Origin of the sequence: Streptomyces sp. NPDC059900 (assembly GCF_050270335.1) — a bacterium.
Classification (GTDB): Bacteria; Actinomycetota; Actinomycetes; order Streptomycetales; family Streptomycetaceae; genus Streptomyces.
This window is the reverse complement of record NZ_JBNNJZ010000001.1, coordinates 52,893-73,219: the sequence shown is the minus strand read 5'-3', so window position 1 is coordinate 73,219 and position 20,327 is coordinate 52,893. Positions and strand designations below refer to the sequence as shown.

Annotated in this window: 18 protein-coding genes and 1 tRNA gene; 12 read left to right on the top strand and 7 right to left on the bottom strand. The window is 70.4% G+C overall.

What is annotated here, in order from left to right; translation table 11 throughout:
* Window positions 1-7 precede the first annotated feature (7 nt).
* Window positions 8-1,456, top strand: coding sequence for a PP2C family protein-serine/threonine phosphatase (locus ACQKIP_RS00335; RefSeq protein WP_365861299.1), 1,449 nt, complete (start codon window positions 8-10; stop codon window positions 1,454-1,456).
* A gap of 99 nt (window positions 1,457-1,555) precedes the next feature.
* Window positions 1,556-3,052 carry an aminopeptidase P family protein gene (locus tag ACQKIP_RS00330; protein ID WP_365861297.1) on the top strand — a complete coding sequence of 499 codons (1,497 nt, stop codon included), beginning with the start codon at window positions 1,556-1,558 and terminating at the stop codon, window positions 3,050-3,052.
* 94 nt (window positions 3,053-3,146) lie between these two features.
* Here the strand turns inward: ACQKIP_RS00330 and ACQKIP_RS00325 are convergent, their stop codons facing one another.
* A complete protein-coding gene (locus tag ACQKIP_RS00325) occupies window positions 3,147-3,677 on the bottom strand; it encodes a carboxymuconolactone decarboxylase family protein (RefSeq protein ID WP_427741785.1) in 531 nt (176 codons plus the stop codon).
* A gap of 41 nt (window positions 3,678-3,718) precedes the next feature.
* Between ACQKIP_RS00325 and ACQKIP_RS00320 the strand changes: the two genes are divergently transcribed.
* Window positions 3,719-5,158, top strand: a complete 1,440-nt coding sequence (locus ACQKIP_RS00320) for a PLP-dependent aminotransferase family protein (RefSeq protein WP_365861293.1) — start codon at window positions 3,719-3,721, stop codon at window positions 5,156-5,158.
* A gap of 21 nt (window positions 5,159-5,179) precedes the next feature.
* Here ACQKIP_RS00320 and ACQKIP_RS00315 read toward each other — a convergent pair whose 3' ends face one another.
* Entirely contained in the window at window positions 5,180-5,623 is a 444-nt protein-coding gene (locus ACQKIP_RS00315) for an ATP-binding protein (protein ID WP_365861291.1), read from the bottom strand.
* A 298-nt stretch (window positions 5,624-5,921) separates the two neighbouring features.
* Between ACQKIP_RS00315 and ACQKIP_RS00310 the strand changes: the two genes are divergently transcribed.
* The 9 genes from ACQKIP_RS00310 (at window position 5,922) to ACQKIP_RS00270 (ending at window position 16,067) form a co-directional block, all read left to right on the top strand.
* Window positions 5,922-6,743 carry a hypothetical protein gene (locus ACQKIP_RS00310; protein WP_365861289.1) on the top strand — a complete coding sequence of 274 codons (822 nt, stop codon included), beginning with the start codon at window positions 5,922-5,924 and terminating at the stop codon, window positions 6,741-6,743.
* Window positions 6,744-6,906: 163 nt separating this feature from the next.
* Window positions 6,907-7,665, top strand: a complete 759-nt coding sequence (locus ACQKIP_RS00305; protein WP_427741784.1) for a YcnI family protein — start codon at window positions 6,907-6,909, stop codon at window positions 7,663-7,665.
* A gap of 79 nt (window positions 7,666-7,744) precedes the next feature.
* Window positions 7,745-8,395 carry an SCO family protein gene (locus ACQKIP_RS00300; protein WP_365861287.1) on the top strand — a complete coding sequence of 217 codons (651 nt, stop codon included), beginning with the start codon at window positions 7,745-7,747 and terminating at the stop codon, window positions 8,393-8,395.
* An 8-nt stretch (window positions 8,396-8,403) separates the two neighbouring features.
* On the top strand, window positions 8,404-8,871 hold the full coding sequence (locus ACQKIP_RS00295; protein WP_427741797.1) for a copper chaperone PCu(A)C: 468 nt from the start codon (window positions 8,404-8,406) through the stop codon (window positions 8,869-8,871).
* Between the two features lie 14 nt (window positions 8,872-8,885).
* Window positions 8,886-11,063 carry a copper resistance CopC/CopD family protein gene (locus ACQKIP_RS00290; protein ID WP_365861283.1) on the top strand — a complete coding sequence of 726 codons (2,178 nt, stop codon included), beginning with the start codon at window positions 8,886-8,888 and terminating at the stop codon, window positions 11,061-11,063.
* 11 nt (window positions 11,064-11,074) lie between these two features.
* A complete protein-coding gene (gene efeB, locus ACQKIP_RS00285) occupies window positions 11,075-12,307 on the top strand; it encodes an iron uptake transporter deferrochelatase/peroxidase subunit (RefSeq protein ID WP_365861282.1) in 1,233 nt (410 codons plus the stop codon).
* Between the two features lie 128 nt (window positions 12,308-12,435).
* On the top strand, window positions 12,436-13,371 hold the full coding sequence (pheA, locus tag ACQKIP_RS00280) for a prephenate dehydratase (protein ID WP_365861281.1): 936 nt from the start codon (window positions 12,436-12,438) through the stop codon (window positions 13,369-13,371).
* A gap of 585 nt (window positions 13,372-13,956) precedes the next feature.
* On the top strand, window positions 13,957-15,246 hold the full coding sequence (serS, locus tag ACQKIP_RS00275; RefSeq protein WP_365861279.1) for a serine--tRNA ligase: 1,290 nt from the start codon (window positions 13,957-13,959) through the stop codon (window positions 15,244-15,246).
* On the top strand, window positions 15,243-16,067 hold the full coding sequence (locus tag ACQKIP_RS00270) for an HAD family hydrolase (RefSeq protein WP_365861278.1): 825 nt from the start codon (window positions 15,243-15,245) through the stop codon (window positions 16,065-16,067). Before serS ends, ACQKIP_RS00270 begins: the two co-directional genes overlap by 4 nt.
* A gap of 91 nt (window positions 16,068-16,158) precedes the next feature.
* Here the strand turns inward: ACQKIP_RS00270 and ACQKIP_RS00265 are convergent.
* The 5 genes from ACQKIP_RS00265 to ACQKIP_RS00245 all read right to left on the bottom strand — a co-directional run bounded on the left by ACQKIP_RS00265 (window position 16,159) and on the right by ACQKIP_RS00245 (window position 20,048).
* A tRNA-Ser gene (locus ACQKIP_RS00265) sits at window positions 16,159-16,245 on the bottom strand.
* Window positions 16,246-16,485: 240 nt separating this feature from the next.
* The gene (locus ACQKIP_RS00260) at window positions 16,486-17,205 is read right to left on the bottom strand and encodes an ABC transporter permease (protein WP_361193657.1); all 720 of its coding nucleotides are present in this window, start codon (window positions 17,203-17,205) and stop codon (window positions 16,486-16,488) included.
* A gap of 11 nt (window positions 17,206-17,216) precedes the next feature.
* Window positions 17,217-18,128: an ABC transporter ATP-binding protein gene (locus ACQKIP_RS00255; RefSeq protein WP_365861276.1), complete on the bottom strand. Its 912-nt coding sequence runs from the start codon at window positions 18,126-18,128 to the stop codon at window positions 17,217-17,219.
* The gene (locus ACQKIP_RS00250; RefSeq protein ID WP_365861274.1) at window positions 18,125-19,030 is read right to left on the bottom strand and encodes an ABC transporter permease; all 906 of its coding nucleotides are present in this window, start codon (window positions 19,028-19,030) and stop codon (window positions 18,125-18,127) included. The genes ACQKIP_RS00255 and ACQKIP_RS00250 overlap by 4 nt, the downstream gene beginning before the upstream one ends.
* Window positions 19,020-20,048, bottom strand: a complete 1,029-nt coding sequence (locus ACQKIP_RS00245; protein WP_365861560.1) for an ABC transporter ATP-binding protein — start codon at window positions 20,046-20,048, stop codon at window positions 19,020-19,022. The genes ACQKIP_RS00250 and ACQKIP_RS00245 overlap by 11 nt, the downstream gene beginning before the upstream one ends.
* Between the last annotated feature and the right edge of the window lie 279 nt (window positions 20,049-20,327).

Sequence of the window (20,327 nt, the reverse complement as noted above, 5' to 3'; positions counted from 1 at the left end):
GAATGACATGGGGGTTTGCGATGCTATTGAGCAATACGCACCGGCCGGAAAGCCGTCAGCCATGAACCCTCCTCATCTTCCGAAAGTGGCCGGAATCGATTCAACTGTTCCGCCACCAGCCCACACTGCCCCGCCCGCCCCACAGGCGCAGAGCGCTCCGATGCTGATCCAGGACCGGCTCGCGGGCTGGATCTCCGATCTGACCACCCTCCAGGAGCTCACCGAGCGCATGGCCCGCACGGCCGCCCTCGACGAGGCCCTGCACGAGCTGCTGCGCGCCGGAGCCGCCCTCGTCGGCGCGCGCCGGGGCCTGCTCGTCCTGGAGCCCGCCGACGGGCTCGGCCCCGACACCACCGTCGGCCTCGGCCTCACCCGCGCCGACCTCGGCCACATCGAGACCGTGCCGCGCGGCGCCACCGCCTTCGGGCGGCTCCTCGACGCGCCGCCCGCGCCGCCGGGCGCGCGGAGCGAGACCGCCGAGATCGCCGAGATCGTCGACGCCGATCTGCTCGCCGACACCGGCCTCGACGCCCGTCACCGCGAGGTCGCCGTCCGCCTCGGATACGCCGCGAGCTACGCACTGCCCCTGTCCACCGAGACCGCGGGCCGCATCGGCGCCGCCGTCTGGCTGTACGACGAGCCGGCGGAGCCCGACGAGCGGCGGCGCCATCTCGTCGGCCTCTACGCCCGCCAGGCCGCCGAGCATCTGGCGCTCCTGACCGAGCTGGAGCGCGCCCGCAGGACGGAGGCCACCCTGCGCGAGGAGCTGCTGCCCTCGCGGCTGCCGCGGGTCGCCGGGGTGCAGCTCGCCGCCCGGCACCGCACCTGTGCGCGCGGGGGCGGCGACTGGTTCGACGCGCTGCCGCTGCCCGATGCCGCGCTCGGCCTCGCGGTCGGGTCCGTCACCGGGTCGGGACCGAGCGCGGTCGCCGCGATGGGGCGCCTGCGGGCCTCCCTGCGGGCGTACGCCGTGATGGAGGGCGAGGACCCCGTCGCCGTACTGTCCGATCTGGAGCTGCTCCTGCGGCTCACCGAGCCCGCGCGGTCCGCGACCGCCCTCTTCGCGTACTGCGAGCCGGCCCAGCGCAAGATCATCCTGGCCGGTGCCGGGCACAGCCCGCCCCTGGTGATCGGCGAGCGGCGCACGGAGTTCATGGAGACCTCGCTGTCCGCGCCCCTGGGGATGCTCGCCTGCTGGGAGGCGCCGAGCGTGGAGTTCAGGACCGAACCGGGAGAAACGGTGCTTCTCTACACGGACGGCCTGCTCCACCGCACCGGCGACCCGATGGACCGGGCCTTCGCCCGGCTGCACGCGGCGGCGGCGAGCGTGCCGAAATCGCTGCACGCCGACCCGGCCGCGCTCGCCGATCACGTCCTGCGCACGGTGCTGCCCGACGGGCTCGACACGGTCGACAGCGACGAGGACGTGGTTCTCCTCGCGGCCCGCTTCGAGTGACCCCCGCAATACGCCATGTAATGGGCCTTCCGGCTCTGGGACCCCTTCCGTACGCCCGTACGATGGAGGGGGTTCAGTGTCGTACATAGGAGGCAGATCGTGTCGGAGGAGCTCATCGGGGAGAACCCGGAGACCCCGGAAACCCTGGAGACCGAGTCCGAAGAAGAGCCGATCAAGCAGCGCAAGAACGGCCTGTACCCGGGCGTGTCCGACGAGCTCGCCGAGAACATGAAGTCCGGATGGGCCGACACCGAGCTGCACGACCTGCAGCCGATCGCCCAGGCCGCGCACACCGCCGCCCGCCGTGCCGCGCTCTCCGCGCGCTTCCCGGGCGAGCGTCTGGTGATCCCCGCGGGCAACCTCAAGACCCGCTCGAACGACACCGAGTACGCCTTCCGCTCCTCCGTCGAGTACGCGTACCTCACCGGCAACCAGACCGAGGACGGCGTCCTCGTCCTTGAGCCCTCGGACTACGCCGACGGCACCAGCGGCCACGAGGCCACCATCTACCTGCTGCCGCGCTCCGACCGCGAGAACGGCGAGTTCTGGCTGGACGGCCAGGGCGAGCTGTGGGTCGGCCGCAGGCACTCCCTCACCGAGGCGGAGACGCTGTACGGCATCCCCGCGTCCGACGTGCGCGAGCTGCCCGGGCAGCTGCGCGAGGCGACCGGTTCCGTCCGCGTCGTCCGTGGTTTCGACGCCGCGATCGAGGCCGCCCTGACCGACAAGGTCACCGCCGAGCGCGACGAGGAACTGCGCGTCTTCCTCTCCGAGGCCCGTCTCGTCAAGGACGAGTTCGAGATCGGCGAGCTCCAGAAGGCCTGCGACTCGACCGCCCGCGGCTTCGAGGACGTCGTGCGCGTCCTGGACAAGGCCGAGGCGACCAGCGAGCGCTACATCGAGGGCACGTTCTTCCTGCGCGCCCGCGTCGACGGCAACGACATCGGCTACGGCTCGATCTGCGCCGCAGGACCGCACGCCACGACGCTGCACTGGGTGCGCAACGACGGCGCCGTGCGCTCCGGGGAGCTGCTGCTGCTCGACGCGGGCGTGGAGACGCACACGTACTACACCGCCGACGTGACGCGGACGCTGCCGATCAACGGCCGCTACGACGCACTCCAGCGGAAGATCTACGACGCCGTGTACGAGGCCCAGGAGGCCGGCATCGCGGCCGTCAAGCCGGGCGCCAAGTACCGCGACTTCCACGACGCCGCCCAGCGCGTGCTCGCCGAGAAGCTCGTGGAGTGGGGGCTCGTCGAGGGCCCGGTCGAACGCGTCCTGGAGCTGGGCCTCCAGCGCCGCTGGACCCTGCACGGCACCGGTCACATGCTCGGCATGGACGTCCACGACTGCGCGGCCGCGCGCCGTGAGACGTACGCCGACGGTGTCCTGGAGCCCGGCATGTGCCTGACCGTCGAGCCCGGTCTGTACTTCCAGGCGGACGACCTGACCGTGCCGGAGGAGTACCGCGGCATCGGCGTGCGGATCGAGGACGACATCCTCGTGACGGCCGACGGCAACAAGAACCTTTCGGCTGCGCTGCCGCGGCGTGCGGATGACGTCGAGGCGTGGATGGCCGAGCTCAAGGGCTGAGCGTCCGGCTTCCGGACCGGGCCTCTTCTTTAAGAAGGGGCCCGGTTTCGCGTTTCCGGGTCCTGGCGCTGGCGCTGGCGATCATCGGCGGGGCCTAGCGCTCGTCCTCGCCCGCGACCTTCGCGGTGCTCAGGGCGATGCGGTTCCAGGTGTTGATGGTGAAGATCAGGGCCAGGACGTGGCCGAGCTCCGTCTCGTCGAAGTGCGCGGCGGCGCGGGCGTAGACGTCGTCCGGGACGCCGCCCCGGTGGACCAGCGTGACCGCCTCGGTCAGGTCGAGGGCCGCCTGCTCCTTCTCCGTGAAGAAGTTCCTGGCCTCGCGCCAGACGCCCACCATGTGCAGCCGCGCCTCGTCCTCGCCCGCCTTGCGCGCGTCGGAGGTGTGCATGTGCAGGCAGTAGGCGCAGCCGTTGAGGAGCGATGCGCGGATCTGGATCAGCTCGACCAGGGCCGGGTCCAGGCCGTCGCGGGCGGCGGCGTCGAGCCCGATCACGGCCTTGAAGGCCTTGGGGGCGGCCTTGGCGAAGTTGAGGCGGGGCGTGTGGGTGTGGGTGTGGGTGTGGGCGGCGGTCCCGGCGGTCTGCGGGGCGGTCTGCGCGGTGTTCTCGTTGTTCGTCATGACCATGAATCTACGGGCGGGATAGACCTTGGATAGGGTGCATTTCCATGCCGGAATCATGGGTCAATTTGGCGGAGCGCATCGGGAGTGACCTGCACCTGGAGCTCTCCGGGGCGGGTGGCCGCCGCGCCGCTCTCATCCGCGCGCTGCGCGACGCCGTGCGCGAGGGGCGGCTCGCTCCGGGGACGCGGCTTCCGCCCTACCGTTCCCTGGCCGCCGATCTGGGCGTCGCCCGCAACACCGTCGCCGACGCCTACGCCGAGCTGGTCGCCGAGGGCTGGCTGACCGCGCGGCAGGGGTCCGGCACGCGGGTGGCCGACCGGGCGGCACCTCCCGCGTCCGCCCGCCGCCCCAAGCGGGCACCCTCCCGGCCCGCGACGCCCGCCCCGCCCGCGTACGACCTGCGCCAGGGCCAGCCGGACGCCGCGTCCTTCCCGCGCACCGCCTGGCTCGCCGCGGCCCGGCGTGCCCTCAACTCCGCGCCGAACGAGGCCTTCGGGCCGGGGGACCCGCAGGGGCGCATCGAGCTGCGACGGGCGCTCGCGGGCTATCTGGGGCGCGCCCGCGGGGTACGCACCGACCCGGAGCGGATCGTGGTGTGCTCCGGGTTCGCGCACGCGCTGCGGCTGCTGTTCGGGAGCGGGGGAGGCGGGATGCTGCGGGGCCCGCTGGCCGTCGAGTCGTACGGCCTCGGTTTTCATCGCTCGATCCTGCGGACCGCGGGCGTACGGACGGTCCCGCTCGCCCTCGACGAAATGGGCGCCAGGGTAGAGGAACTGACCGACAGTCAGCGCGTCCGCGGCGTGCTGCTCACACCCGCACACCAGTTCCCGACCGGCGGCCCCCTGCACCCCGCCCGGCGAGCGGCGGTGATCGACTGGGCGCGCACCCGCGGCGGCCTCGTCCTGGAGGACGACTACGACGGCGAGTTCCGCTACGACCGGGAGCCCGTGGGCGCCGTCCAGGGCCTGGATCCCGAACGCGTCGTCTACATGGGCTCGGTGAGCAAGAGCCTCTCCCCGGGGGTGCGGCTGGGGTGGCTTGTTCTGCCCGAACACCTCATCGACGACGTCCTCGCGGCGAAGGGCGAACGGGAGGCGTGGGCCAGTGTCGTCGACCAGCTCACGCTCGCCGACCTCATCGAGACGGGCCACTACGACCGGCACATCCGCCGCATGCGTCAGCGCTACCGGCACCGCCGCGACCTGCTCGTCGCCGCGCTCGCCGCACATGCCCCGCACATCAGCCCCACCGGTGTCGCCGCGGGCCTGCACGCCGTCCTGCGGCTGCCGCCGGGCACCGAACAGTCCACGGCGAAGGCAGCCGCCTGGCAGGGCCTCGCGCTGGAGGGCCTTGCCGGATTCCGCCACCCGGAGGCCACGATGCCCGCGCCCGACGGCCTGGTCGTCGGCTATTCGACGCCGCCGGAGCATGCCTACGGAGCGGCTCTTGAGGCCCTGTGCAGGGCGCTGCCTCCGGCAGAGTGAGCGGTAGGGGCAGAGGTCTTCTCAGGCCGTGACGAGCGGAGTGTCCTCACGCCACTTGAGGATCTTGTCGAAGCTGATCACCGCGCCGCCCCTGCCCCCCGGCTTGGTGCCGAAGTGCACATGATCGGCGAGTTCCTGGATGAGGTAGAGACCCCGGCCGTGCTCGGCGGTGTCGGACGCGTGCATCGTCACGGGCACGAATCCGGGGCCGGAATCAGCCACTTCGATACGGCACTTCTCGCCGTCCAGATACGCCGTCACCCGATAGGCCCCGGCCGCCCCCTCGGCGACCGTCGCCCCGCCGTGCTCCACGGCGTTGGCACAGGCCTCGCTGAGAGCCACCGACAGGTCGTACGAGACGTCCGGATCCACCCCCGCGGTCTCCATCGTGCCCATCAGCAACCGGCGGGCCAGCGGAACGCTCGCAGCTTCGCGCCGCAAATGGAGTGACCACCACATGCTCATGCTCCAGCCTCCTGGCCGCGGCTCGACATACCGATACGTATTGCCGCAAGCGACCGTGTATAAGCGCGCACTTGACGTGATGCCGCCCATACGGCGGACGCGCGGACGGCTCGGAACGGTGTAGACACGTCCCCCACGGGCAACCCGCGAGCAACCCACGGACCCCCATAGCCACACATTGGGCACTTCGCGGTACTTATCGGCTGCCACCGTCACTCATCGGCACCCATCGCCACGCACGGGAGCTTGCGGACCTGCCGTATGCGCCGGGTAAGCCCAGTGCAATGATGTTCCGGCCATGACTGCCCCCCACCAGCGCGAGGCGCGCGCCGGAGTCGACCTCCGGCTCCTGAGAGCCGCGGTGTTCGCCGTGCTCTGCGTCGTGCTGTCCGCCGGGGGCCATGTGCTCGCTTCCTGCGCCGCCGTTCCGCTGTGGACGCTCGGCGCCGGTTTTGCCGCCGTACTCGCCGTCGCCGCGCCGCTGGCCGGGCGCGAGCGGTCGCTGCCGGGCATCGCCGCCCTGCTCGCCGCCGGGCAGGTGGGGCTGCACGCGCTCTTCGGAATCGGCCAGCACGGCGGTACCGCAGCGGCCGGCGCCGACCCCTCCCTGGTGGAGCGGGCCGCGCGCCTGATGTGCGGCGTTGGCGCGGCCAACCTCAGCCCCGCGCAGGCCCACCGGATCCTGACGACGGCGGGCGTGCAGCCGGGCGGCGGGGCCACCGGCCACGCCATGCACCACAGCTCACCGGCCACGGCGGCGGACTCCGCGATGGACTCGATGTCGCTGCTCCCGTCGCTCCCGATGCTCCTGGGGCACGTGCTCGCCGCGGTCGCCGCCGGGTGGCTGCTGCGCCGCGGCGACATCGCGCTCCTGCGGCTCGTGCGGCTCTCGGCCCACGGGGCGTACGGGGTCGCCGAAGGGGCGCTCGTACGTTCCCTGCGCGGTGCGCTCGCCCTCGTAGGAGCATTGCGCGCCGGGCTGCCCGGAGCGCCCGGGGTGGCTGCCCGTACGCCGCGCACGGCGTTCTTCGGACCTCCGGAGCCGCAGACCGACGCGCTCCAGCACACGGTGATCAGGCGGGGCCCGCCGGCCGCCGCCGCACTCGCACTCGCCGCCTGACGCGACGCACTCCTACCGCAGCACTACGGAGAGGTGCCTCACGCCCGCGGCGTCCCACGCGCGCGCGGTGCTCGGTTCGTCGCCGCGCGCACTCTCCCCTGATCACCACCGCCGGCCAGGTCGGCGCTGCTGGTCATCACCGCTGAAACTGGAGTGTTCCGCCATGTCTGCTCTGTCTGCGCTGTCCGCCGTGAAGGCCTCCCGCGTTTCCGTCGTCGGTGGCGTCGCCGCCTCCGCCGTCCTCCTGCTCTCCGTCCCCGCCTTCGCGCACGTCAGCGTCTCCGCCGAGGGCGAGGCCGCCAAGGGCGGCTACGCCACGGTCAACTTCAAGGTGCCGAACGAGATGGACGACGCCTCGACCACCAAGCTCGAGGTGTCCTTCCCCGAGGACCACCCGCTCGCCTCCGTCATGACGGCGCCCGTCCCCGGCTGGAGTGCCAAGGTCACCAAGGCGAAGCTCGACAAGCCCCTGGAGATGCACGGCGAGAAGATCGACGAGGCCGTCTCCAAGGTCACCTGGACCGCCGACGGCAAGGGCGTCCAGCCGGGCTCCTTCCAGAAGTTCCCGCTCTCCATCGGCGCGCTCCCGGAGAACGCCGACGAACTGGTCTTCAAGGCCGTCCAGACGTACGACAACAAGGAAGTCGTCCGCTGGATCGAGCCGCAGCAGAAGGGCCAGGAGGAGCCGGAGCACCCGGCCCCGGCCCTCGCGCTCACCGCCGCGTCCGAGGACGGCCACGGCGCCGCCGCCTCGCACGACGACGCGAAGGAAGACGCGAAGTCGGGTGAGAAGACCGAGTCCGCCGCCTCCTCCGACAGCAGCGACTCCACCGCCCGCGTCCTCGGCGTCGTCGGCATCGTCGTAGGCGCCGCGGGTGTGGCCTTCGGCGTGCTCGCCGGCCGTCGGCGCGCCAACAGCTGAGCCACCCTTCGGGCCGTACCGGGGGCGTTTCGCCTGCCCCCGGTGCGCCCGGGCCCCCTCACATCTGGGACATTTTCGTATGCGCAAGAAGAAGTTGCTCGCCGCCGCCATGCTGGCCGCGGCCACCCTCACCCTGTCCGCCTGCGGCGGCGGTGACGACGGCAAGAAGCCGGTCGCGGACGTATCCGTGGAGTCCAACGGCGACAAGGCCGCGACCATCCTCGACAAGCCCTTCGAGAAGCCGGACCTCGTCCTCACGGACACGCACGGCAAGAAGTACGACCTGCGCGAGCGGACCAAGGGCAAGCCGACGCTCGTCTACTTCGGCTACACCAACTGCCCGGACTTCTGCCCCCTGACGATGAGCAACATCGCCGTCGCCAAGAAGGCACTGCCCAAGGCCGAGCAGGACAAGCTCCAGGTCGTCTTCGTCACCACCGACCCCGAGCGCGACACTCCCAAGACCCTCGGCAAGTGGCTCAAGGCCCAGGACACCGACTTCATCGGCCTGACCGGTGACTTCGACACCATCCAGGGCAGCGCCCGCACCCTCGGCATCAGCATCGAGCCCACCAAGAAGGAGAAGGGCAAGGTCATCTCGATGCACGGCACGCAGGTCATCGCGTTCTCGCCGAAGACCGACGCCGGGTACGTCCTGTACGGCGAGGACACCACCGTGGACGACTACACCAAGGACCTCCCCAAGATCGTCAAGGGAGCGACCCCGTGAACCGTCGCATGATCGTCGGCAGCGCGCTGGCACTGACGGCGGGGCTCGCGCTCGCCGGTTGCTCGGATGCGTCCGCGGACAAGGCATCGGACAAGCCCGAACTGAAGGTCGCCGGTGCCTTCATGCCCGCGCCCGCCATGGACGACATGGCCTCCGGGTTCTTCACCGTCACGAACAAGGGCGGCGCGGACAAGCTCACCTCGGTCACCAGCTCCATCGCCGAGAAGGTCACGCTGCACAGCACCAAGAACAACGCGATGAAGGAACAGAAGTCGTTCGACGTGCCCGCGAACGGCGAGCTCGACTTCGCGCGGGGCGGCAACCACCTCATGTTCGAGGAGCTCAAGCACAAGCCGAAGGAGGGCGACAAGATCGCCGTGACGCTGCACTTCGCGAAGTCGGACCCCATCGAGGTTGAGGTTCCGGTGAAGGCGGCCACGTACAACCCCAAGCCCGGCAAGCACGCGTCGCACTGAGGGACTGATCGCTGATGCAGACCATCGCTCCCCGCTGTGGAGCTCGCTCCGGCGCCGCCGGGGTTCGCTCCGGGGCTACCGGGGTTCGCTCCGGGGTCACCGGGCTTCGCTCCGGGGCCGCCGCGCGCTTCGGGATATCCCCCGGCGTCGGACGGCTCCTGCTCGTCGTCGCCGTCTTCCTCGGCGCGCTGCTCGGCACGGCGGCGCCCGCCTCCGCCCATGCGGCACTGACGGGCAGCGACCCCAAGCAGGGGGCGGTGGTCGACAAGGCGCCCGCCGCCGTCTCTCTGACCTTCTCCGAGAAGGTCGCCATGTCCGACGGCTCCGTACGGGTGCTCGACCCGGCCGGCAAGCGCGTCGACACCGGCAAGACCAGTGACCTCGGGTCCAACACCTACGGCGTGAAGCTGCACAAGGGGCTGCCCGACGGCACCTTCACCGTCGCCTACCAAGTCGTCTCCGCCGACAGCCACCCCATCTCCGGGGCCTTCACGTTCTCCGTGGGCGCGCCGTCGGACACCAAGGTCGCGCTGCCGGACCAGGAGGTGGGCGGCGGATTCGTCGGCGGCCTCTACGGCTTCGCGCGCTACCTCTCGTACGCCGGGTTCATCCTCGTCGTCGGCGGCGCTGCCTTCGTGCTCGGCTGCTGGCCGCGCGGCGCGGGCGTACGGCCCGTGCAGCGGCTCGTGGTGTCCGGCTGGGTCACGCTGACCGCGTCCACCCTCGTGCTGCTCCTGCTGCGCGCGCCCTACACCGGGTCGGGGAAGATCGCCGACGCCTTCGACATGGCCAAGCTCGGTGACGTGCTCCAGACGAAGACCGGCGCCGCGCTGGTCTCGCGGCTGCTGCTGCTCGCCGCCGCCGCGCTGTTCATCGCGGTGCTCTTCGGCGCGTACGAGAAGCGGACCGACCCCAAGGAGCGCAAGGACCTCACGTTCGGGCTCGCGATCGGCGGCGGCGTCGTCGCCGTCGGGCTCGGCGCGACCTGGGCCATGGCCGAGCACGCGTCGACCGGCATCCAGGCCGGGCTCGCGATGCCCGTGGACGTCGTACATCTGCTCGCCGTGGCCGCCTGGCTCGGCGGCCTCTCGGCGCTCTTGGTCGCCCTCTACTTCGCGCCGTCGGTGGATTCCGGGGCGGTGGATGCAGGGGCGGTGGATTCCGGGGCGGTGGATGCGGGGGCAGTGGATGCAGGGGCCGTGGATTCGGGGGCGGTGGATGCGGGGGCAGTGAAGCGCTTCTCCCGGGTGGCGTTCATCAGCGTCGTCGCCCTCGCCGCGACCGGGCTCTACCAGTCGTGGCGGCAGGTCGGCTCGTGGTCGGCGCTCACCGGCACCTGGTACGGACAGCTGCTCCTCATCAAGATCGGCCTGGTCGTCGTCCTCGTCGGCATCGCCGCGATCTCACGGCGCTGGACGGCACGCATCGCGGACCAGTCGGGTGGCATGGCGCCGGAGGCCGCAGCGGCGACCGTCGTCGAGAAGCGCGCACAGAAGGGTGCCGCGGCCAAGCGCACGGAGAAGAAGCCGGTGACGGTGCCCGCCGGGAGCACCGGCGCGGACTCCAAGGGCTCCAGGGACTCGAAGGACTCCAAAGACTCCAAGGGCCCCAAGGACGACTCCAAGCGCTCCGCCCAGCTCGCCCGCCAGCAGGCCGCCATGAGCACCGCCCGCGAGAAGCGCATCCGCGACGCCGATCCCAACCGCTCCGGCCTGCGCCGCTCCGTGCTCACGGAGGCGGGCATCGCCGTGGTCCTGCTCGCCGTCACGACGGTCCTCACCTCCACCGAGCCGGGGCGCACGGAGGAGGAAGCGGCCGCTTCGAAGACGGCCGCCGCCGCTCAGCGGTCAGGTCCGCTCACCCTCAAGTTCCCCTTCGACACGGGCTCCGACGACGGCAAGGGCACCCTGCAACTCGATCTGGACCCCGGCCGCACCGGCAGCAACGAGATGCACATCTTCGTGAAGCGGCCGAACGGCAGCGCCTTCGACATCCCCGAGGTGAAGGTCTCCTTCACCCTCAAGTCGAAGGATGTCGGACCCCTGCCTGTCGCTCCCGACCACATCGCCACCGGACACTGGAGCTCCAGCGGGGTGCAGATTCCGATGGCGGGCAACTGGAAGATCGCGGTGACCGTGCGCACCTCCGACATCGACCAAGTGACCGTGAACAAGAACGCGCAGATCGGCTGAACGGAACCACCATGGCGGACAACGGCATTTCCAGGCGGCGGCTGCTCGGCACCGCCGGCGCCACCGGTCTCGCGCTCGGCGCGGCGGGCGGTGCGGCCGGATATGCCGCGGCGCCTTCGGATGCCTCCGAGCAGGCGCCACCGCTGGCGTCGCTTGGCGCGGACACGGTCATGTTTCACGGGAAACATCAGCCCGGTATCACCACGCCCCTCCAGTCCCGCGGCCACCTGGTGGCCTTCGACCTGGCGGCGGGCGCGGGCCGCAAGGAGGCCGCCGCCTTGCTGCGCCGCTGGTCGGCGACGGCCGAACGGCTGATGGCGGGCAAGGCCCCGGCGGGCGAGGACACGGACGTCGCCAGGGACGCCGGCCCCTCGTCGCTGAGCGTCACCTTCGGCTTCGGGCACGGTTTCTTCGGGCGCACCGGCCTGGAGAAGCAGCGCCCTTCCGCGCTCGACCCGCTGCCGGACTTCTCCTCCGACCATCTCGACAAGGCGCGCAGCGACGGCGACCTGTGGGTGCAGATCGGTGCGAACGACCCGCTCGTCGCCTTCCACGCGCTGCGCGCGATCCAGAAGGAGGCGGGTGACGCGGCACGGGTGCGCTGGCAGATGAACGGCTTCAACCGCTCGCCGGGCGCGACCGCGCAGCCGATGACGACGCGCAACCTCATGGGCCAGATCGACGGCTCGAACAACCCGAAGCCCTCGGACGACGACTTCGACCGGCGGATCTTCGTGCCCGCCCAGGGTGACCCGGAGTGGATGGCCGGCGGCTCGTACGTCGTCGTACGCCGCATCCGGATGCTCCTCGACGACTGGGAGAAGCTCGGCGTCAAGGGCCAGGAGGCCGTCATCGGGCGCCACAAGTCGGACGGCTCACCGCTGACCGGCGGTACGGAGACCACCGAGCCGAAGCTGGAGAAGGCGGGCGCGGACGGCGAGTACGTCATCGCCCTCAACGCCCACGCCCGCATCACCCGGCCCGACCAGAACGGCGGCTCCGCGATGCTGCGCCGCCCGTTCTCGTACCACGACGGCTTCGACAAGGACGGGGAGCCGGACGCGGGCCTGCTCTTCGTGTGCTGGCAGGCCGACCCGCTCCGCGGCTTCGTGCCGGTGCAGCGCAAGCTCGACCGGGGGGACGCCCTGTCGAAGTTCATCCGCCACGAGGCCAGCGGCCTGTTCGCGGTGCCCGGCGGGGCGGCGAAGGGCGAGTACGTGGGGCAGCGGTTGCTGGAGGGGTAGCCGCCGGTGGTAGCCGGAGGGCTGGGGCCGCGCACTCCCGTACGAGGGTTCGAGCGCGGGTACGTGGGGCGTGCGCCGCTCCGTGAGACGCGTGAGCCGTGCCACGTACGGGCCATTAGGGTGACGGTATGTCGGCGATGCGCTACACCTATCTCGGCCCCGAGGGCACCTTCACCGAGGCAGCTCTCCGCACGCTCCCGGAAGCGGCCACCAGGGAGCTCGTCCCGATGGTGTCCGTGCCGGCCGCGCTCGACGCGGTCCGCACCGGCGACGCGGCGGCGGCCCTCGTGCCGATCGAGAACTCCGTCGAGGGCGGCGTCACGACCACCGTCGACGAGCTCGCCAAGGGCGCACCCCTGATGATCTACCGCGAGGTCGTGCTCCCGATCGCCTTCGCCCTGCTCGTACGGCCGGGCACGCAGATCAAGGACATCAAGACGGTGACCGGCCACCCCGTGGCCCAGCCGCAGGTCCGCAATTGGCTCGCCGCGAACCTCCCGGACGCCCTGTGGGAGTCGGCGGCGTCGAACGCGGACGGCGCGCGCCTGGTCCAGGAAGGGCGCTTCGACGCGGCCTTCGCGGGCGAGTTCGCGGCGGCGACGTACGGCCTCGAACCGCTGGTCCGCGAGATCCACGACGCGGCCACCGCCGAGACCCGTTTCGTCCTCGTCGGCCGCCCGGCCCGGCCCGCGGCGCCGACCGGCGCGGACAAGACCTCGGTGGTCATCTGGCTCGGCGACGACCACCCCGGCGCGCTGCTCGAACTGCTCCAGGAGTTCGCCGTGCGCGGCGTCAACCTGATGCGGATCGAATCGCGGCCCACCGGCAAGCGCATCGGCAACTACTGCTTCTCGGTGGACGCGGAGGGGCACATCACGGACCGCAGGGTGGGCGAGGCGCTGATGGGCCTCAAGCGGATCTGCCCGCAGGTGCGCTTCCTCGGGTCCTATCCGAGGGCGGGGGTGGCGCCCTCGGACGTACGGCCGCCGCGGCCCGGTACGACCGACGGCGAGTTCCTCGCGGCGTCGGACTGGCTGACCCAGTGCCAGGACGGCCGGTTCTGAGAGCTCGATGTGAGCGGTCTTACCTGCTGATTTACGTTGTCCACAAAGTTATCCACAGGGCTCGTTCTCGACCTGGGGACAAGTCGACAACGAAGCGTGACATGGTCGACAAATCGGCCTACACCCCACAAGTCCGTCCACAGTCGCGCACGTCACCCCTCGTCCACCCTTTTCCATTGATCAACTCTTTGGAGCGAACCATTTCCACTCGAAAGTGGGTGTGAGGGTGGTTTGGGACGGGAATCCTTCGTCGCGCATGCGGCTTTCGGAACGATCTCTTCCGGCATCCACAGATCTTTCGCACAGCCTGTGGATAACTTTTCGACAGGGGATATTCCTGTGGACAACCGGTGCCCAAGTCCCGCCCCCCGCAAGGGGATCGAGTCAAGGGAGCGCGTCCCCTCTGCCCCGTTTCGGGGAGTGACGCCCCTTCCATTGACCCGGAACGCCGACGCACGGACGGTCCGCGGGGAGGGTTACGGGGAAGGCCGCATTCCGGAATTCCTATTCCGGCAAACCGGCTATAACGCCACAGAGTGGAATATCGAGTCGAGAGCCGGAACCGCGCAACGGTAGCCTGGTGAGGTGATTGACCTTCGCCTGCTCCGTGAGGACCCCGACCGTGTTCGCGCCTCCCAGCGCGCCCGTGGAGAGGACGTCGCGCTCGTCGACGCCCTGCTCTCCGCCGACGAGCGGCGCAGGTCGTCCGGGCTCCGCTTCGACGAGCTCCGTTCCGAGCAGAAGGCGCTCGGCAAGCTCATCCCCAAGGCCTCGGGTGACGAGAAGGCCGACCTCCTGAAGAAGGCCGGCGAGCTCTCGGCAGCCGTCAAGGCGGCCAACGCCGCCCAGGACGAGGCCGACGAGGAGACCAAGCGCCTCCTCGGCCAGCTGGGCAACCTCGTGCACCCGGACGTCCCGGTCGGCGGCGAGGAGGACTTCGTCGTCCTCGATCGCTTCGGCACCCCGCGCGACTTCGCGGCCGAGGGCTTCGAGCCCAAGGACCACCTGGAGCTCGGCGAGCTGCTCGGCGCCATCGACGTCGAGCGCGGCGCGAAGGTCTCAGGATCGCGCTTCTACTACCTCACCGGTATCGGCGCCCTGCTCGAACTGGCCCTGGTGAACGCGGCGATCGCGCAGGCGACGGAGGCCGGGTTCATCCCGATGCTGACGCCCGCCCTGGTCCGCCCGCGCGCCATGGAGGGCACGGGCTTCCTCGGCCAGGCCGCCGAGAACGTCTACCACCTGGAGAAGGACGACTACTACCTGGTCGGCACCTCCGAGGTCGCGCTCGCCGGTTACCACATGGACGAGATCATCGACGCCGACAAGCTGCCCCTGCGGTACGCGGGCTTCTCGCCCTGCTTCCGCCGCGAGGCCGGCACGTACGGCAAGGACACCCGCGGCATCTTCCGCGTGCACCAGTTCGACAAGGTCGAGATGTTCTCGTACGTCGACCCGGCCGACGCGGAGAACGAGCACCAGCGGCTCCTGGAGTGGGAGAAGCAGTGGCTGACCGGGCTCGGTCTGCCGTTCCAGGTGATCGACGTGGCCACGGGCGACCTCGGCTCCTCGGCTTCGCGCAAGTTCGACTGCGAGGCGTGGATCCCCACGCAGGGCAAGTACCGCGAGCTGACGTCCGCGTCGAACTGCGACAGCTTCCAGTCGCGCCGCCTGTCGATCCGGATGCGCGACGAGAGCGACGGCAAGAAGGTGACGCAGCCGCTCGCGACGCTGAACGGCACGCTCTGCGCCGTCCCGCGCACGATCGTCGCCCTCCTGGAGAATCACCAGCAGGCCGACGGCTCCGTGTGGGTGCCCGAGGTACTGCGTCCGTACCTGGGGGGACGAGAGATCTTGGAGCCCATCAACAAGTGAGTCACCCTGCTCCTGCCACGCCGTCCTTCCCGTACAAACTCGTCGCGACCGACCTCGACGGAACGCTCCTGCGCTCCGACGACACGGTCTCGGCGCGTACGCGCGACGCGCTCACCGCGGCCACCGCGGCGGGCGCGGCGCACATCATCGTCACCGGCCGTGCCGTGCCCTGGACCCGGCACATCCTCGACGATCTGGGCTATGACGGCCTGGCGGTGTGCGGGCAGGGCGCGCAGGTCTACCACGCGGGCGAGCACCGGCTGCTCACGTCGGTCACGCTCGACCGGCAGCTGGCGGGCATCGCCCTCGCCAAGATAGAGGCGGAGATCGGCCCGCTGGCGCTCGCCGCGAGCCGTGACGGCCTGGACGGCGAGGTGATCGTCGGCCCCGGCTACGCGGTGCAGGACGGCCCGTTGCCCGCCGTCCCGTTCACGGACGTCGCCGAGCTGTGGGCGGCCCCGCTGAACAAGGTGTACGTCCAGCATCCCGGCCTGAGCGACGACGAGCTGGCCTCGGTGGCGCGTCAGGTGGCGGGTGGCCTTGTCGGCGTCACGATGGCCGGCGAGGGCATCGTCGAACTGCTCCCCCTCGGCCTCTCCAAGGCCACGGGCCTCTCCCTGGCGGCCCGCCGCCTGGGCGCGAAGGCAGCGGACACGATCGCCTTCGGGGACATGCCCAACGACATCCCGATGTTCGGCTGGGCGGCGCACGGCGTGGCGATGGCCAACGCCCACGAGGAACTGAGGGCAGTGGCGGACGAGGTGACGGCGTCGAACGAGGACGACGGCATCGCGACGGTGCTCGAGCGGTACCTGGCCTGAGGCCTCGGTTCCATGGCCTGAGTCCTGCTGTCCGGGCCCGCGTGTGCGGCGCCCCGCGTGCGGGCGCGACATGACCCCGTACGACGTCTTGCGGAGGATGCGCGGATCGAACGCGCGCGAGGCTTGAACCCCGACGACGGCTTAGCAAGCCGCTGCCTTACCACTCGGCCAATCCTCCGGGTGGGCGGCCCGCGCAGCGAACTGCGCGCTCGAAGCGGCCGCCCCGGGCAACTCCCCCGTGGGCGGGGCTCTACGGAGTGAGTAACTACTCCGGAGCCTGCCGCGGGCTGCCCTGCCGGGAACTCGACGGACTACTGACGGACACGTCGGCTCCTCTCCCGGTAAGCGGGCGCCAGGGTCATGGCGCGGTGACACCACTACTGTGCCCGCGCCCCCGAGCCGCCCGCCACCGAATTAACTACTCCTCCCCGGCCAGCTTCAGCGACCGCAGCTTCTGCCCCGCATACCAGGTGGCGAGGACCGTGACGCCGACGAGCAGCACCGTGGCCACCGGGAGGCCGACGTCCGAGGTGACCAGATCGCCGGCCGCGGTCTTCTCGGCGACCGCGAGCGACCACTGCTGGACGCTGAGCGTGCGCGCCCCGGCGACGAGCGACCCGAAGAGGGCCTCCCACACGAGGGCGTAGACAAGACCGAAGACCACCGCGTGCCGCGTGATGGTGCCCAGGAGCAGGAAGAGCGCGGCGTACGCGATGGAGGCGACCAGGGCCGCGATGGTGTACGCCACGGCGATCTGCTGGCCGTTGCCGTTCAGGATCATGCCCGCGATGAAGGTCGGGATCGCGGAAAAGGCCATGGTCACGGCGATGGCGACGGTGAGCTTGGTGACGATGATCGTGGGCCGCTTGACCGGCTTGGAGAGGAGATAGACGACGGAGCCGTCGTCGATCTCCGGGCCGATGGCTCCGGTACCCGCGATGACACCGATGATCGGCACCATCGTGGCCAGGGCGAAGCCGCCCAGGAGGTCGGCGGCGACCTGGTCGTCGGCGCCGCTGAAGCCGCGGACAGCGGCGGAGATGACGATGAGCAGGACGGGCAGGGCGAAGAGGATCAAGGCCCGGCGGCGGCCGAGCAAGGCCCGGTAGGTGAGCCGGGCGACAGTGGGGTCGTACACGATGGCTCCCTTCAGGCCGCGACGAGATAGGAGAAGACCGACTCGAGGGACTCGTCCGATGGCGAGACCGTGAGCAGCCGGATGTCGTGATCGCGGGCGATGCGTGGCAACAGGGCGGTGAAGCGCGCGAAGTCGATGGCTTGGATGCGCAGGGCGCCTTCCTTGAGGTCGACTTCGATTCCTGCCGTCGACGGGTCTGCGATCAGGGCGGCGGCCAGGGCGCGGTCGTCGCTGGAACGCACCAGGTAGCGGTGCGGGCGGTCGGTCATCAGGCGGCGGATCTTGCGGAAGTCGCCGCTCGCCGCGTGCCGTCCGGCCACGATCACCTCGATGTGCGAGGCCAGTTGCTCGACCTCTTCGAGGATGTGCGAGGAGAACAGGACCGTGCGGCCCTCGTCCCCCATGCGCCGGAGCAGGTCCATCAGCTGCATGCGCTGACGGGGATCCATGCCGTTGAACGGTTCGTCGAGCAGGAGCACCGACGGCTCGTGGACGAGGGCGGAGGCCATCTTCACGCGCTGGCGCATGCCCTTGCTGTACGTCGAGATCTTGCGGTCCTGTGCGTACTCCATCTCGACCGTGGCGAGGGCCTTCTGCGCGGCCCGCTTGTCCAAGCCGTGCAGTTCGGCGTTGGCGACGACGAATTCGCGGCCGGTGAGGAAGTCGTACATCGCCTCGCGCTCGGGGACGATGCCGATGTCCTTGTAGATCTGTTCGTTGCGCCAGATCGGCTTGGCGTCGAGCGTGACGCTGCCGGTGGAGGGGGCGAGGAAGCCGCCCATCATGTTGATGAGGGTGGACTTCCCGGCGCCGTTCGGGCCGAGGAGGCCGGTGACGCCGGGGCCTACGTTCATCGTGATGTCGTTGACCGCCACCACGTTGCCGAACCAGCGTGACGTGTGGTCGATGTTGATGGTGGTCACAGCCCGACCTTTCGGTAGCGGCGCATCATCGCGCCGTAGCAGCCCGCGATGAGGGCGAGGACGACGATCACGTAGACCACGCCCGTGCCGGACGAGGGGCCTTCCCCTCCGGGGAAGGCGGAGGTCGCGCCGAGGAAGGCGGTCTGTACGCCGTCGATGAGCGTGATCGGCGAGAAGAGGCCGAGCCAGGCGATGGCGCCGGTGCTGCCCTGTTCGTAGGCAATGGCCTGGACCGTGGACACCGCTCCGTAGCTGATGGTCAGGACGGCGATGACGGCGGCGATCCCGAAGCCGCGGCGGGGTGTGATCGCCGAGATGACCAGCGCGATGCCGGAGAAGAGGAGCGAGAGCAGCGCCACGGAGACGAGGCCCTGGCCGAAGCCCTTCGTCTGGTCCGCGAAGTCGAGCTTGGCGAGCAGCGCCCCTACGTAGAGGACGAGCAGCGGTGCGGCCGTCAGGACGAAGAGGGCCGAGGCCATCGCGGCGAACTTGGCGCGTACGTAGTCGCCGTGCTCGATGGGGCGGGAGAAGTAGAGGGGGACGGTCTTGAAGCGCAGGTCGCGCGAGACGGTCTGGGGGGCCTGGGCGGCGAGATAGAGACTGATGACGGCCTGCAGCACGATCGCGTATCGGGTGTAGTCGAGGGGGAGGTCGTTCGCCTTCGTGGTCACGGCGACCGCCACCATGATCGCGGCGGGCACGCACATCACCGCGAAGAGGATCATGGGAAGGACCTTGGACTTGGCCGAGCGGCCGAGTCCGTACGCTCCGCGCAGGCTCTGGGAGAAGAGGGAGCGGCGGGCGTAGGCACGGCCCAGGCGCGGGCCGTCGTAGTTGCGATAGCCGATGTTGTGGATCTGGGTCTGTTCGCCGGCGTGTGCCGGGGGCTGCTCAACCGCCATGACGGACCTCCTCCTTCCGTGCTTCCGTCCGCTCGGACTGTTCGGTCTGCTCGGTCACGTCGGGCTCTTCGGTCACGTCGGGCTCTTCGGTCTGCTCGGACTGGAAGACCTCGGCGATCTGGTGCCTGCGCTGTTCCATCCGGACCAGGCCGAGGCCGAGGTCCGCGACGAGATCCCGGACCAAGTCGTACGTCTCCTCGCCGTCCGCCTCGATCAGCACGGTGTGCCCGGCACCGGGCAGGCCCGTTCCCTCGTGGGTCGCGACCCCGCGGCCCTGGAGCGCCTCGCGGAACGCCTTGGTGCCGTCGGGGTGGTCGTCGGTGTCCGTCACCTCGACGGCCAGCGTCGTGGTGGTCTGGGTGAAGTCGGTGGTGGAGCTGGACCTCAGGAGCTTGCCGCCGTCGATGACGACGACGTGGTCGCAGGTGCGCTCCAGTTCGCCGAGCAGGTGCGAGGTGACCAGGACGGAGATGCCGAAGTCCGTATGGACGCGGCGGATGAGGCCGAGCATCTCGTCACGGCCCACGGGGTCGAGGCCGTTGGTCGGTTCGTCCAGGAAGACCAGGTCGGGGTCGTGGACGAGGGCCTGCGCCAGCTTCACGCGCTGCTTCATGCCCGTGGAGTAGCCCCCGATGGGGCGGTAGCGCTCCTCGTAGAGACCGACGTGCCGCAGGGTGTCGGCGGTGCGCTCACGGGCCGCCGTGGGCGGCAGCCCCGACATGCGTGCCATGTGGACGACGAATTCCGTGGCCGACACATCGGGCGGCAGGCAGTCGTGCTCGGGCATATAGCCGACGCGCTCACGGATCTGGCCGCCGTGGGTGGCGACGTCGAGGCCGAGCACGGCGGCCGTGCCCTCCGTGGCGGGGGACAGACCCAGCAGGATCTTGATCAGTGTGGACTTGCCGGCTCCGTTGGCTCCGACGAGTCCGGTTACACCGGGCCCGATATCCATGGAGAGCCGGTCAAGCGCGGTCACCCTCGGGAACCGCTTGCTCAGGCTTTCGGTCGCGATCACAGTCACGATTCGAAGTTAGTGGCGCAGACCACATCGGGGCGTCAGACCAGGGGCCTGTCCTCACCTCACTCTCGGGTATTACGGGCCCGTAAGGGTCCTCCTGAGGTCGACCCCTCGGGGACAACCCGCACTCGCCCCCGGACCGGGGCCCGGCTCGGTCCCAGCTATTGACGTAGCCGCCGAGCATTGTCACATTCATCAGTGTCAAGTTACGGACGCGTACTGCGATGGGCCGGACACGCGTACTGCGATGACGGACAGATGACGGACACGGACGGA

Excerpts from the sequence above, each read along its gene's own strand:
- ACQKIP_RS00310 (WP_365861289.1), top strand. The coding sequence starts at position 5,922 with ATGACTGCCCCCCACCAGCGCGAGGCGCGCGCCGGAGTCGACCTCCGG.
- ACQKIP_RS00290 (WP_365861283.1), top strand. The coding sequence starts at position 8,886 with ATGCAGACCATCGCTCCCCGCTGTGGAGCTCGCTCCGGCGCCGCCGGG.
- efeB (WP_365861282.1), top strand. The coding sequence starts at position 11,075 with ATGGCGGACAACGGCATTTCCAGGCGGCGGCTGCTCGGCACCGCCGGC.
- ACQKIP_RS00295 (WP_427741797.1), top strand. The coding sequence starts at position 8,404 with ATGATCGTCGGCAGCGCGCTGGCACTGACGGCGGGGCTCGCGCTCGCC.
- ACQKIP_RS00335 (WP_365861299.1), top strand. The coding sequence starts at position 8 with ATGGGGGTTTGCGATGCTATTGAGCAATACGCACCGGCCGGAAAGCCG.
- ACQKIP_RS00305 (WP_427741784.1), top strand. The coding sequence starts at position 6,907 with ATGTCTGCTCTGTCTGCGCTGTCCGCCGTGAAGGCCTCCCGCGTTTCC.
- ACQKIP_RS00315 (WP_365861291.1), bottom strand. The coding sequence starts at position 5,623 with ATGAGCATGTGGTGGTCACTCCATTTGCGGCGCGAAGCTGCGAGCGTT.
- ACQKIP_RS00250 (WP_365861274.1), bottom strand. The coding sequence starts at position 19,030 with ATGGCGGTTGAGCAGCCCCCGGCACACGCCGGCGAACAGACCCAGATC.
- pheA (WP_365861281.1), top strand. The coding sequence starts at position 12,436 with ATGTCGGCGATGCGCTACACCTATCTCGGCCCCGAGGGCACCTTCACC.
- ACQKIP_RS00300 (WP_365861287.1), top strand. The coding sequence starts at position 7,745 with ATGCGCAAGAAGAAGTTGCTCGCCGCCGCCATGCTGGCCGCGGCCACC.
- ACQKIP_RS00320 (WP_365861293.1), top strand. The coding sequence starts at position 3,719 with ATGCCGGAATCATGGGTCAATTTGGCGGAGCGCATCGGGAGTGACCTG.
- ACQKIP_RS00325 (WP_427741785.1), bottom strand. The coding sequence starts at position 3,677 with ATGGTCATGACGAACAACGAGAACACCGCGCAGACCGCCCCGCAGACC.